The organism is Chryseobacterium wanjuense, assembly GCF_900111495.1.
GTDB classification, from domain to species: Bacteria; Bacteroidota; Bacteroidia; order Flavobacteriales; family Weeksellaceae; genus Chryseobacterium; species Chryseobacterium wanjuense.
Genome location: NZ_FOIU01000002.1, coordinates 16,172 through 29,569, shown reverse-complemented (window position 1 = coordinate 29,569; position 13,398 = coordinate 16,172). Strand labels below are relative to the sequence as shown.

The 13,398-nt window shown below is 30.3% G+C and carries 10 protein-coding genes; 6 read left to right on the top strand and 4 right to left on the bottom strand.

Going from position 1 to position 13,398, the window contains the following annotated elements:
• Positions 1 to 17: 17 nt before the first annotated feature.
• From BMX24_RS21195 to BMX24_RS11770, 3 genes are all read right to left on the bottom strand, one after another.
• On the bottom strand, positions 18 to 194 hold the full coding sequence (locus BMX24_RS21195) for a hypothetical protein (protein WP_170835704.1): 177 nt from the start codon (positions 192 to 194) through the stop codon (positions 18 to 20).
• A 16-nt stretch (positions 195 to 210) separates the two neighbouring features.
• A complete protein-coding gene (locus BMX24_RS21445) occupies positions 211 to 339 on the bottom strand; it encodes a hypothetical protein (RefSeq protein WP_262485641.1) in 129 nt (42 codons plus the stop codon).
• Positions 340 to 654: 315 nt separating this feature from the next.
• Positions 655 to 2,445 carry a response regulator transcription factor gene (locus BMX24_RS11770; RefSeq protein ID WP_089792941.1) on the bottom strand — a complete coding sequence of 597 codons (1,791 nt, stop codon included), beginning with the start codon at positions 2,443 to 2,445 and terminating at the stop codon, positions 655 to 657.
• Positions 2,446 to 2,647: 202 nt separating this feature from the next.
• Here BMX24_RS11770 and BMX24_RS21190 point away from each other — a divergent pair, with 202 nt between their 5' ends.
• Genes BMX24_RS21190 through BMX24_RS11745 form a run of 6 tightly spaced genes read left to right on the top strand, consistent with a single transcriptional unit; the run spans position 2,648 to position 12,028 of the window.
• Positions 2,648 to 2,818 carry a hypothetical protein gene (locus tag BMX24_RS21190; protein WP_170835703.1) on the top strand — a complete coding sequence of 57 codons (171 nt, stop codon included), beginning with the start codon at positions 2,648 to 2,650 and terminating at the stop codon, positions 2,816 to 2,818.
• 12 nt (positions 2,819 to 2,830) lie between these two features.
• Positions 2,831 to 5,008, top strand: a complete 2,178-nt coding sequence (locus BMX24_RS11765) for a prolyl oligopeptidase family serine peptidase (RefSeq protein WP_089792938.1) — start codon at positions 2,831 to 2,833, stop codon at positions 5,006 to 5,008.
• A 1-nt stretch (position 5,009) separates the two neighbouring features.
• Positions 5,010 to 7,223, top strand: coding sequence for a lantibiotic dehydratase family protein (locus tag BMX24_RS11760; protein WP_089792936.1), 2,214 nt, complete (start codon positions 5,010 to 5,012; stop codon positions 7,221 to 7,223).
• Between the two features lie 10 nt (positions 7,224 to 7,233).
• The gene (locus BMX24_RS11755) at positions 7,234 to 8,079 is read left to right on the top strand and encodes a thiopeptide-type bacteriocin biosynthesis protein (RefSeq protein ID WP_089794643.1); all 846 of its coding nucleotides are present in this window, start codon (positions 7,234 to 7,236) and stop codon (positions 8,077 to 8,079) included.
• A gap of 18 nt (positions 8,080 to 8,097) precedes the next feature.
• Positions 8,098 to 9,813 (top strand): CocE/NonD family hydrolase, encoded by a 1,716-nt coding sequence (locus BMX24_RS11750; protein WP_089792934.1) that lies wholly within the window; start codon positions 8,098 to 8,100, stop codon positions 9,811 to 9,813.
• Positions 9,814 to 9,829: 16 nt separating this feature from the next.
• Positions 9,830 to 12,028: a prolyl oligopeptidase family serine peptidase gene (locus BMX24_RS11745; RefSeq protein ID WP_089792932.1), complete on the top strand. Its 2,199-nt coding sequence runs from the start codon at positions 9,830 to 9,832 to the stop codon at positions 12,026 to 12,028.
• 380 nt (positions 12,029 to 12,408) lie between these two features.
• Here the strand turns inward: BMX24_RS11745 and BMX24_RS11740 are convergent, their stop codons facing one another.
• On the bottom strand, positions 12,409 to 13,368 hold the full coding sequence (locus BMX24_RS11740; protein ID WP_317040886.1) for a DUF3810 domain-containing protein: 960 nt from the start codon (positions 13,366 to 13,368) through the stop codon (positions 12,409 to 12,411).
• Between the last annotated feature and the right edge of the window lie 30 nt (positions 13,369 to 13,398).

The window sequence follows — 13,398 nt, the reverse complement described above, 5'->3', positions numbered from 1 at the left end:
TATTTATTTTTTAATTATTATTTTTTTGGTGGATTGTAATGACCATTCCATCCGTCTGAAAGGCCATCTTTAATTTCGCTCCAATTATCAATAACCTGTTCAGCTAGCCACCACCAGCCGCCATTACCGCCACCGTTTACTATTATAGTTTCATGAGCTTCAAGCTCTACTAAGTTTAATTTTTCTAAATTCATTTTAATTTAATTGTTATTAAGGATTTAAAGGTGGAGTACCTGTATATATAACATTACCAAGAATATTAATTGTTTGTGGGTCTCCACCAGTTGAGCCACCTTCAATTGTTAATAGCTCATTTGTTGTTAAAAACGTTAATTTCATTTTTTTAAATTTTAAAGTTTCTTTTTGTCATACAATCCCTGACATGGGCTTTTTTGCTGATCAGCTTTATATTTACTTTTCATACTGCGCACATATAAAAAGAAAATAGAATTTGTGTTTTTGCCTGAGACAAAGATGCACAAGAACTAAACACTAAAAAAGCAAATGAATCCTAGATTTATAAATACACAACTATAATTTTATAAATCTATAATGTTTAAATAGTTGAATTTAAATGGTTTGTGTGTGTTTTGGAAATATGTTTGGAATCTATTTAATAGGCTCAAAAAAATATGTCAATTTATTTTTCTAAGTTTAGTATTGATGAGAATTTTCAATTTCTTTGATATAAATAGACAATGTTGTTCCTGTTTTTTTCTTAAAAGCTAAAGAAAAAGCCTGCTCATTATTGTATCCTAATTCTTCGGCAATAACAGACAATTTATAAGAACGAAATCTACGGTCTACCACCAGCTGATTGAGAGCATAATTTATCCGGAGGTCGTTAAGATAAGCGGCAAAATTTTTACCTTTATGGGTGTTGATTATTTCTGACAGATAAGCAGTATTGGTTTTCAAACTTTTTGCTAAATTGGCTAGGGTAATCCCTTTTTTTAAAAAGAGTTCTTTGGCTTCGAAATTTCTTAGTTCTTTAAGAATATTTTGTATTACATCCTCAGGAATTGTTTTATTTGCTTTAATCTCTATCTTTTCAACAACTTCTTCCGTTAGACTTTCATTATTCTGAATAACATTATTTTCAAATGAATCTAATGGAAGATTTTCTGTCGCTGATTCAAGTTCTTGTAATAAGACTACATTTGATTTATCAGAAACTTCAAGATTTTTATGTTCAATAGAATGAATTAAATCTTGTGCAATTTGTTTGTGTTTTTTTTCTGTTTTTTTAGAATTATAATATAAATAGGCGAGTATTAATAAAATTATTAAAAGAAGACCTATAGAAGTGTATAAAAATGTTTTCCTGTTTTTTAGATCGTTGATGATGTCTTCTTTTTCTTGCAAAAGCTTTGGTGTATCATATTTTTTAGGTAATTCTGTAGATAAATATTCAAACTGCTCATCTAATTTTTTATCTACTTTTAAAAATCTATCAATATAATATAATTGTTTTTCTTTATCATTCTTTTTTTTGTAATAGTCTATAATATAAGTATATACTTCTCGAAGCTCTGGGAAAGTAATATTAGTTTTTTGTATATTAGAGTCTAATCTGATAAAATATTCAACAGCCTTTTCTTTATTATTTAATCCATCATAACATTTGCCCAAACTATATAATGCATAATTGGCATTATTATCATTGATACTGGAAAAAAAATTATAAGTCTTTGCTAATTCGTTTATGGCAATTGTATATTTTTTTTGTTTAAGATTAGAATATCCAGAAAAGTATAAATATTGATTAACACTATATTTGCTTTTACCTGTAAACGCAGATGTTTGGCCTTCTTTGATTAAAATATTGGCAGAATCTAATTTATTAAGCTCAATATAGCAATTGATAAGACTTACCCTTATTTGATTATGCTGGGATTCATTGGTTATATTATTAGGATTATATAGATAATACCTGAATATTTTGGCTGCTTCTGCATACTTACCCAAATAATTATTTAAATAAGCAATATTTATATTGGCATAAGCAATTTGCTTTTGATCTTTTTGGTCTTTTGCATATTGTAAAGCTATAATATAGTTGTCTAATGCTTTCTTTAAATAATCATACTTGAAATATAGATTTCCCTTCATCAAGTATGTTCTGGTAGGGTATAAACTTCCTTTTATGTTTTTTGTAATAATCTCAAGACTATCAATATATTTTAAGGCTGTAGGAAAGTCTTCATTAAAATGTATTAGGATATAGCCTTCCGCAATTTGGAGGTTGTTTTTCTCTTTCTTTGCTTTTTGTAAATAGTATTGCGCAATTATTTTAGATTCGGAAACTTTATCATTATCATAGTAATCATCAAACTTACTTTTCAATTGAGAATAATTGAATTCACTTAAAGCATCAACTATACTTTTTTGAGCATAAATAAAGCCACTCAAAAATAGTAAAATAGAAAATATTACTTTCATCATTTTTGTAAAATGCTACAAATTTACACTTTTCTTAATCAATAAAACTATTAATATAAATTCTCGTGTAAGTGTATATAAATATTTGGAAATTAATTTATTATGCTTTATTTTAATAGGAAGGATTTATAAATCTATAGTACAATTTTATTGATAATTTGAAAAATATCCTTTTATTTGCATTTCAATTTAAAATAAATTACAAATGAAAAAACAAGTCAAAAAAGAAAAAAAATTATCTTTAAACAAAGTACGTTTGATGAAGATTACTGACATGAAAACAATTAATGGAGGTAGTGGAGCCCAAGCAGGTTTAAATTTTAATGGAGATGATGATCATAATCCAACCATTCGTCAAACTATGGGTCAACAATAATTTCAGTTTCTAATGAAAATAAAAATATTTATCATTATTTGTTTTTTTTCGATTTTTTCTTATTCCCAGAAAACTAACTTATCACCTTCTAAACCAGTCACAGAAAGTTATTTTGGAACTAAGGTCATTGATGAATACCGAAATTTGGAAAGTTTAGAAGATCCTAATACTATTAATTGGATAAAATCTCAAACAGCTTACACCAACTCAATTCTTGATCAAATTCCCAAAAGGAATTATTATGTAGAGAAAAGATTAGAACTTGATAAAAGGCAAGGATATTCTGTATCTGATTTGAAAATAACAGGTAATGATAAGTACTTTTATTTAAAGAAAAACGAAAATGAAAAAGTAGCTAAGCTTTATTATAAGGATGGACTTTCAGGAAAAGAAGAATTGCTCTATGATCCTGTTAATTATAAAAATAACGAACGCAATCATGATTTCGTTATTAATTACATAAGTCCTAGTTGGGATGGTAGTAAAATTGCTATTTCTATGTCTGAAAAAGGGAATGAGTTAGCAGATGTAATTATTATGGATGTTAAAACAAAATATATTCAGCCAGAAATTCTTACTAATACAGCACCTGCTTCTTTTGATGGAATTAAATGGCTAAATGATAACACTGGCTTTTTTTGTGTAGCTTTTTCTACAATTGATTCTAAATCTAAAGATTTTTATAAAAATACAAGAACTGTTTTATACAAAATTGGAACAGATTCAACGAATTTAATTGAAATTTTTTCTGCTAAAAATAATCCTGAATTAAAAATAACTGAAGATCAGTTCCCAATGCTTTTAGATTTTGATCAAGAAGATCAGTATTATATAGGTATGGTTGTTGACTATAGTTATTACAGAAAAACCTTTATCATTAGCAAAAAAGATTTATTAGAGGGTAAAAAAAATTGGAAGCCTTTATCTGATCCAAATGATAAAGCAAAAAATTTAGAGATATGGAATAATGACATTGTTTTTGTTTCGGGCTATAATTCATCTTTTAATAAACTATGTAAAACGAGTATTAATAATTTCAACTTTAAAAACCCAGAAGTTTTAGTTCCTGAAAAAAAAGATGAAATCATTAAAAGTTATAGAATCACCAAAGATGGTATTTATTATACCACCACCAAAAACGGAGTAGAAGCAAAATTATATGTATACAAAGATGGAAAAGATAGTCCTATTCAGCTTCCTTATCCATCTGGAAATATTAATTTAGAAAATAAAGGGGTAAATTACTCTGATTTTTGGATAACATGCTCAGGCTGGGCAAATGAGGGACAACGTTTTAAATATGATGTAAAGATTAATGCTTTGAAGCCTGAGAATCTTACACCTATTACAGAATATCCTGAATTCAAAAATATAACAGTCAATGAAATTTCCATAAAAGCTAGAGACGGAGAAGAAATTCCGGTATCATTAATATATAATAAGAATCTCAGAAAAGATGGTAAAAATATGGTGCTTATTGATAGCTATGGTTCATATGGAATATCCTATACTCCTTTTTTCGCTAAAATGTATTTATTATGGATTAATCAGGGAGGAATGGTTGCAGTAGCTCATGTGAGAGGTGGAGGAGAAAAAGGAGAAAAATGGCGTTTAGGAGGATACAAAGAAACAAAACCTAATACTTGGAGGGATTTAATAGACTGTACAGAATATTTGATAAAGGAAAAATATACCTCAAAAGATAAAGTTGCTATTTGGGGAGCCAGCGCCGGAGGAATTACAGTTGGAAGAGCAATGACTGAAAGACCAGATTTATTTAAGGCGGTTATTGCAGAGGTTGGCGTAATGAATCCTCTTAGAGATGAGACAACACCGAATGGGCAGCCAAAAGAATTTGGTACAATAAAGGATCCAAAAGAATTTAAAGCTCTGCTAGAAATGGATTCTTATCACCATATTAAAAAAGGAGTAAAATATCCTGCAACTTTTATATCTGGAGGAATAAATGATCAGAGAGTTACCGTTTGGGAACCTGTAAAATTTGCAGCAAAGTTAATGGCTAATAACGCTTCTAATAATCCTACTTTATTGAAAATAGATTTTGAAGGAGGCCATGGAGGTAATATTCCTCCAGCACAACGATATGCTAATTTAGGAGATATGTTTGCCTTTGCATTATGGCAACTAGGACACCCAGACTACCAGCCCAAAGAACCCACGAAAAAGTAAAATGTCCCGTTTCCCCTATCACTTCTTTGAAGAGTACATTATCCGTACTCCTATGTTTTCATACAAAAACTTTAAGCAAGAATTTGGTGAGAGAAAGATAACAGATGATGAATTAAAAAATATCTGTGTTGATCCTGTTTTTCAGGAAGCAATTTATTTGGCGTCTCCATATTTGTATGAAGAAATTCAGCAATGGATGGGTGGGAAAAAATTGCCTTTAAAAGAATTTCAAAAACTAAAAAACACCATATTAAAATACTATAGCCGAATAAGTACCCGTTGTACGCCGTTCGGCTTATTTTCACAAGTCGGTTTGGGTCACTTCGAGAATAATCCAACGCCCCAAAACCGTCAACTTGCAACTAACAACCAAAAACTAACAACCAAAAACCAAATCCGGGATACAAAATTGGATATGTATTTTCTGGTTTGTCTGGCTCAGAGTTTTGAAAAAAAGGCAGAAATAAAAAATCAATTATTATTTTTTCCAAATAACACGATTTATAGAGTAGGAGATTATATTCGCTACGTTGAATTTGAATATATTCATGGAAAGCGAGATTATATCATTTCATCTGCTCCATTTTCAGAGGAATTACATAAAATATTAGAATTTTCGAGAATTGGTAAGACGACTACGCAACTTACAGATATACTAGTTAATGAACACATAACAGAAACTGAAGCCCGGGAATTCATAGAAGAATTAATTGAAAATCAAGTTTTAGTAAGTGAAATTGAACCTAATGTTTCAGGAGATGATTTTTTAGATAAATTAATTTGTGTTTTAACTAAAATAAATGCAAAAAAAGAAACCGAAATATTACTCTCAATAAAGAAGAAACTCGATAAGATTGATCAGCAATTAGGAAATTCAATTTCAGTCTATTCTGAGATTGAAGACTTAATCAAAGATTTCGAAACTGATTATGAGAAGAAATTTCTTTTTCAAACAGATCTTTATAGCAAAAATGAATTTATAGTACCATCAAATTGGAAAAAGGATTTAAAGAATGCTGTTATTTTTCTAAACAAAATTACTCGGGCTCAAAAGGAAACTCATTTTGAAAAGTTTAAAAAAGCATTTCATGAAAGATTTGAAACCCAGGAAATGCCATTAGCTTATGTTTTGGATGCCGAAGTTGGGATCGGATATAAAAAAAATGGTTCTGCAAAGGGAGTTCATCCTTACTTGGATGGATTAGATTTTTTGGGAACCTTAAAAGATACTATTGATATCAAACTTACTTCTGTACATAAGATTCTCAATGAAAAATTACAGGAAGCTTTATGGAAAAATGAAACAGTAATTCAGTTATCAGATGAAGACTTTAAAGATTTTGAAGAAAATTGGGATGATTTACCCGATGCAATTTCTTTTATGGCTGAAATTATTTCAGAAAGCAATCAGGAAAAGTTATCTCTAGAAGGAAGCAGCGGAAGTGGTGCAGCCAATCTTTTGGGACGATTTTGTTCAGAAAGATCGGAAATACAGAATCTAACAAAGTCGATTGTGAAAAAAGAAGAGGAGCTGGATCCTGATTGTATTTTGGCAGAAATTATCCATTTGCCCGAAGCGAGAATCGGCAACGTTATCCGGAGACCTACTCTAAGGAAATATGAGATTCCTTATTTGGCGCAGTCTATCCTTCCAAAGGAAAATCAAATACTCATTGATGATTTATATGTTTCGTTGAAAAATGATACAATGGTTTTGCGCTCTAAAAGATTGAACAAAGAAGTAAAACCTTTTTTGACGAATGCTCATAATTATTTTTCTAATACATTGCCGGTCTACCATTTTTTATCAGATTTTAATTCTCAGAATCGTAGAAAAGGTTTGTATTTTGATTGGGATGGGCTAGAAAATATTTACCATTTTTTACCAAGAGTGGAATATAAAAATATGATCCTTTCTAAAGCTCAGTGGAAGCTTAATGAAAAAGATCAGGATTTTTTAATCGGGGTAATTTCTGATGAAAAACATTTCATCTCAGAAATAAGAAAATGGCGAAATGAAAGGAAAATTCCGGAATGGATCCAATGGGTAAAGTCTGACAACAAACTCACGATAAACCTTGAAAATTATGACTTGGTAAAAATGTTTATAGATGCTGTAAAACATGAAAAATCAATAATCATTGAAGAGTTTTTATTTAATGAAAATGATGATTTTAAACGTGAATTTATTTTTCCAATGTATAAAGTACAATAAAAGCTGCACAATGATGAAAAGAAAATTTATACCCGGAAGTGAATGGTTGTACTTTAAAATTTACACAGGAATTAAAACGGCAGATATTGTTTTAAATGAAGGTATATTACCTTTAACCGATTGGTTGTTAGAAAAAAAATATATCAAAAAATGGTTTTTTATTCGCTATAATGATCCTAAACCTCATGTAAGAATAAGATTTGAGTTAATAACTATTGATCAATATAATATCGTTCTCTCTCAGATCAATCACTTTTTAGAAAAATATATCACTTCCGGAGAAATTTCCAATTTAGTATTTGATACCTATAACAGAGAGATTGAGAGGTATGGAAAGCAGACTATCGAGGAAGCAGAATTTCTTTTCTATAAAAATAGTAGGCTTGTATTGCAGGAATATTTAGATTTTGATGACGAAGAAAAAATTATTATTTCCGTTTTTTATATAGATCAGATACTTAATCGACTGGGGCTTTCAATTCATGAAAAACTAAGTTGGGTTGAATATTCTAATATTGGATTTAAAAAAGAATTTAATGCCGATAAAAAATTAAACAGCCAGCTGGATAAAAAATACAGAGAATTTAAAATCAAATATCTGGATTTTCTGCAAGCTGAGGATTATCAATATTTTAAGGAAACGATAATTAATGAAATAACTGATTGTCATGAAATTCTGGAAAGTATTATCGAGAAAACCGACAAACAGTCTTTGCAAAGATTTTTCGAGAGTATATTTCACATGAATATCAACAGGATTTTCATCTCAAATCAAAGAGTTTTCGAAATGATCATCTATGATTACTTGTTCAGATATTACAAATCGGTTCGTTTTCAAAATCATCAGATCAGGTAAATTGATTAATTTAGGGAAATGGAAAAAAGTTTCCTCATATATTTTCTTTTTGCCTTCAGTTTTTTCTTTCCTCAAAAAATTGAAACGAAGGATATGGTCGTTCGCGACAGCATTATCATTCGGACAAAAGACAATGCAACACTGTCTCTGACTTTGGTTTTTAATAAAAATCAGCAACCTCAAAACACCATTCTGGTCAATACCATTTATCCGGATAAAAAAAATATTGATCTCGTTAAAAATTTCGTACTTAATGGATATGTCGGTGCAATCCTTCATACAAGGGGAAAATATTTGAGTGATAATGAGATTGAGCCTTTCGAACATGAAGCCGATGATATTAATGAAGCAATTAGCTGGATCATCAAACAACCCTGGAGCAACGGGAAAGTGGGAATGATCGGGGGAAGTTATTCGGGATTTAGTCAGTGGGCGGCAATGAAAAGACTCAATCCGGCTTTGAAAACGATTATCCCAGAAGCTGCAACAGGTGTCGGAACCATGAGCTTACCGATGAATAATAATATTTTCATATGCTACTCATTGCAGTGGCTGGATTTTGTAACCAGCAATAAAATGATTGATGCTAAAAGTTTTTATGATCAAAAAAAATGGAATTCAATTTTTAAAAAATGGTATGAAAGTGGAAAATCTTTCCGGAAACTGGATTCAATCAGTGGAAAATCGAATGCGATTTTTCAAAAGTGGTTAAACCATCCTGCTTATGATGACTACTGGAAAAAAATGATTCCTTATAAAGAAGAATTTTCAAAAATCAATATTCCGGTTCTTTCTGTGACGGGATATTATGATGTAGACAAATCCGGAGTGTTGTACTATTTTAAACAACATTATCAGTATAATCAAAATGCTGAGCACTATCTGATCATTGGACCTTACGATCATTGGGGCGCACAAGGTTTTATTAAAAAAGAATTGAGAGGTTATAAAACTGATTCCGTCGCTTCTTCCATTGATTTAAATAAAATTTGGCTGGAGTGGTTTGATTATGTTTTAAAAAATAAACCAAAACCTGAATTTTTAAAGGATAAAATTAATTTTCAGGTTATGAGTGCCAATCGATGGGAGAGTGCCCATTCGCTTGACATTTTTAATAAAAATAAAATAAAGTTTTACTTAGACAATGATGGAAATAATTTGACCTTATCACAATCAAAAAACAAAAAAGAAAATTTTTCATCTTTAAGGGTTGACCTTAAAGATAGAACCGATGCTACAGAACTATTGAATCTAAAGTATAATATTCTTGATCATTTTATTTATACTAAAAATAATTTACTTTTTAAAACAAAACCCTTTGCTCAACCTTTTGAATTGACAGGAAATTTTTCAGGAAGTTTGAGCTTTTCAATTAATAAAAAGGATGTAGATTTTTATGTAAGTTTATACGAAGAAACATCAGAAGGGCAATATTTTTTGTTGTCTTCTTATGTATCCAGAGCCAGTTTTGCAAAGGATAATGAGAAAAGAAACCTGTTGACTCCGGGCAAAATTGAAACTATTCCCATTAATAATTACGATTTTATAAGTAAGAAAATAAAAAATGGAAGCAGACTGGTTTTAATAGTTGGTATTGTGAAGAGCCCTTTCTGGCAGCTCAATTACGGAACCGGAAAAGATGTAAGCGATGAAACGATCGCAGATGCAAATGAGCCTTTGGAAATTAAATTTTATAACAACAGTTTTGTAGAAATACCAATTTTAAAATATTAAGTTACGATTAATAGATATGAAAAAAAAATATTTTATAATTTTTACTCAATTAACATTGGGAGTAATTAGTGCTCAGAAAAATAATCTTGCTTCATCAAATCCCATTACTGATGAATATTTCGGGACTAAAGTAGTTGATGAATATAGAAATCTTGAAAACCTAAAAGATACTGAAACAATCAATTGGATGAAAAGACAAGCAGATTATACAGATTCTGTTCTTAAAGATCTTCCGTATAAAGATTATTATTTAAATGAAAGGATGAAATTTGATAAAAAAGCTGGTTTTTTTGTTAATGAATTAAAAATTACGGGAAATGACCTTTATTTTTATTTAAAAAAAGAAGCGCATGAAAATATACCGAAATTATATTATCGAAAAAGCTTTAAAGGAAAAGAAGAATTTCTGTATGATCCTTCCATATTTATTTCATCGTTTGATCCCGAATCTAAGCAACAGCATAATTTTGTTATTAATTTCATTAGCCCTAGCTGGGATGGGAGTAAAATTGCTATTTCCATGTCTGAAAATGGGAAGGAAATTTCTGAAGTTATTATAATGGATGTCAAAACCAAATATATCTATCCGCAAGTAATTACTAACCTAGAGCCTACCTCAGTCGGCCAAGTAAAATGGCTTGAAGATAATTCTAGCTTTTTCTATACTTATTTTCCGGTCATAGATACTGATTCTCCTGAATATACGAAGAATACGGAAGTTACATTTTATAGATTAGGGGACGACCCTAAGAACCGTAAGAATGTTTTTTCAAGAGTAAATAATCCTGAATTGAATATTGACGAAGGTAGGTTTCCTGGGATTGTTCAGTTTAATCAAGGGGATCCTTATTTTATAGGTAATTTAGGAGATGTCGATGATTATACTGACACTTTTATTATAGACAGAAAAGATTTTGAAAAAGGAATTAAAAGTTGGAAACCATTATATCATAAAGCAGACAAAGTATTTGATAAAATGCCTATGGGAAAAGAAGTGTATTTTATGTCGGGATATAATTCTCCAAATTTTAAACTATGTAAAACAAATCTTGAGAAGCCGGATTTTAAAAATCCTAAAATTTTAGTTCCTGAAAAAAAAGACGAAGTAATTCGAAGTTTTACACTTACAAAGGATGGTGTTTATTATACAACAACCAAAAATGGTGTTGAGGCTAAATTTTATCTTTATAAAAATGGAAAAGATATTCCTATAAAATTGCCATTTGTGGCGGGAGATATTACAATTGAAACAAAAGGAAAAGAATATTCTGATGTTTGGATCTATTGCTCTGGGTGGGCAAATGAACAACGAAGATATAAGTATAATTTGACAACAAACAGTTTTGTTTTAGAAAATCTTTATCCTCTGATTGAGTATTCGGAATTCAAAGATATCATTGTTGAAGAAACTTCTATCAAAGCGCGAGATGGAGAAAGTATTCCTCTAACTTTGATTCATGACAAAAATATTAATAAGAATAAGCAGATTCCAGTTATAATACAAGCTTATGGTGCATATGGGACGTCTTACACTCCCTTTTTTGCAAGAAGTTATTTGATGTGGGCTAAGCAGGGCGGAATTATTGCTATTGCGCACGTGAGAGGTGGAGGAGAAAAGGGAGATAGATGGCATAAAGCAGGATATAAAGAAACAAAACCAAATACATGGCGAGACTTAATTGATTGCACAGAATTTTTAATTAATAATGGATATACTTCAAAGGATAAAGTTGCAATTTGGGGTAAAAGTGCGGGTGGAATTACAGTAGGTAGGGCAATTACTGAAAGACCGGATTTATTTAAGGTAGCTGTCATAGAAGTTGGTGCCACCAATATGCTAAGAGATGAGATTACTCCTAATGGTCCCGGAAATGTTCCTGAATTTGGGACTGTATCTAAACAGGATGAATTTAAAGCATTACTAGAAATGGATGCTTTCCATCACATAAAATATGGTGAAAAATATCCTGCAACGCTTATTACTGCTGGAATGAATGATGGGCGTGTCGTTTCTTGGATGCCTTCAAAATTTGCTGCAAAATTAATGGCGAATGATGCTTCTCAGAATCCAATCCTTTTAAAAATTGATTATGAGGGCGGACATGGAGGAAGTGTTTCTTATGAAAAAGCGTATGAAGAAGTAGGGAAGATTTTTGCTTTCATAGGTTGGCAGCTTAACCTTGCTAATTTTCAACCTACAAATTCGAAAAACTAATTTAGTCGTAATTTACTCAACATATTACAGTAAAAGTTTCAAAATATTCGTCGTAAGAAAATTGTAAAGTAAAAATTATGAATTATTAAACAAATGTTTACAAAAATGCTTTTTTTAAGTTAAAATTAAATTAAGAATAATATTTTTATATTTATTTAATGATTTATTAATATGTCATTCAAAAGTGACAAAATTCAAAAATACTTAAAAATTCTTAAAGTTTTCATAAAGTTTTAAAAAAAAGTCAAAATGTTTTTATATTTCTAAAATATGTTGTACTTTTACATCGCCTTGAATGAGGGAACAAGTCAAGGTAATAAATTTTTTTTCATCATTTGTGTTTTTAGAATCGTATCGCCTGATACGATTCTTTTTGTTTTTTAGACCTTTTCATAATTTAATAAAAGGTCAATAAAATAGGAATATGTTACAGATCCTTCCTGCTGATTGCTCTTCAGAAAAAGGTTGTTTGTGAAACCGAAAAACTCATTCAGAAATCCCTGATGTTTTAGCACAAAACTTTTTTCGTAAGCTCTGTCTTTTTTCATTTCGGGAGAATAGTTGGCCAAAACAGATTTTACAAATTCAGGATCTTCATCTACAATAAAGTTCAATAAACTTTTTAACGTAAAATATTCTGTGCTGTAGCGCAATTCGATGTTTTTCGAATGAATACCGATAAGATAGCCTACAAAATTTGCTTCCTGTTCTCGTGCGAAGCCAAGCTGATGCGAGCTTTCGTGTGCAGATGTAAAAGGAATATATGTATTGGGCAATTCAGAATTATATTGCGCTTCTGCCGTGAAAGGGTTGTAATAGCCCAGAATCCCAGTAAAACTCATCACATTTTTAAACAAACTTGGTTTAAAGGAATTAACCTGTGGCGCTTTTTTATCGGAGATATATTCCGGTAGTTTCGATTGCTGAAAAAGGATTTCTTTTTGAATAGATTTCAGATCAGTCACTACAAAAATTCCATTGTGGTCTTGCTTTACTTTTTTCCTTGTTTCTTTACATTGGGTTAAATATTTTAATGCTAATACTTTTGCTTTAGCCACGGTCGGCTCTTCCTGACTCGATAATTTTTTAATAATCGGAATCTGGAAGTAAAGCATCCCCCAAAATATCTGATAGACGAAATAAAAGACATTAATAATGAGTAAAATTCTTAATAATGAAATGTTTCTGCTTGTCTTTTTAAAACATTTAATAATACAATACATCAGAAAAATACCAAGCAAAATATAAAGCACATCCCCCAACGAAAAAGGAATCCAGGAGAAAATGATCTGGTGAACGGCTTTCTGAAGTTCAAAAAAACGTTCAAAAAAAGAAATCATTACACCGGATTTTGAGAAAACATAAAACAA

Coding starts and splice junctions, on each gene's coding strand:
- BMX24_RS21190 (WP_170835703.1), top strand. CDS start 2,648: ATGAAAAAACAAGTCAAAAAAGAAAAAAAATTATCTTTAAACAAAGTA.
- BMX24_RS11770 (WP_089792941.1), bottom strand. CDS start 2,445: ATGATGAAAGTAATATTTTCTATTTTACTATTTTTGAGTGGCTTTATT.
- BMX24_RS11765 (WP_089792938.1), top strand. CDS start 2,831: ATGAAAATAAAAATATTTATCATTATTTGTTTTTTTTCGATTTTTTCT.
- BMX24_RS11755 (WP_089794643.1), top strand. CDS start 7,234: ATGATGAAAAGAAAATTTATACCCGGAAGTGAATGGTTGTACTTTAAA.
- BMX24_RS11740 (WP_317040886.1), bottom strand. CDS start 13,368: ATGATTTCTTTTTTTGAACGTTTTTTTGAACTTCAGAAAGCCGTTCAC.
- BMX24_RS21195 (WP_170835704.1), bottom strand. CDS start 194: ATGAATTTAGAAAAATTAAACTTAGTAGAGCTTGAAGCTCATGAAACT.
- BMX24_RS11745 (WP_089792932.1), top strand. CDS start 9,830: ATGAAAAAAAAATATTTTATAATTTTTACTCAATTAACATTGGGAGTA.
- BMX24_RS11760 (WP_089792936.1), top strand. CDS start 5,010: ATGTCCCGTTTCCCCTATCACTTCTTTGAAGAGTACATTATCCGTACT.
- BMX24_RS11750 (WP_089792934.1), top strand. CDS start 8,098: ATGGAAAAAAGTTTCCTCATATATTTTCTTTTTGCCTTCAGTTTTTTC.
- BMX24_RS21445 (WP_262485641.1), bottom strand. CDS start 339: ATGAAATTAACGTTTTTAACAACAAATGAGCTATTAACAATTGAAGGT.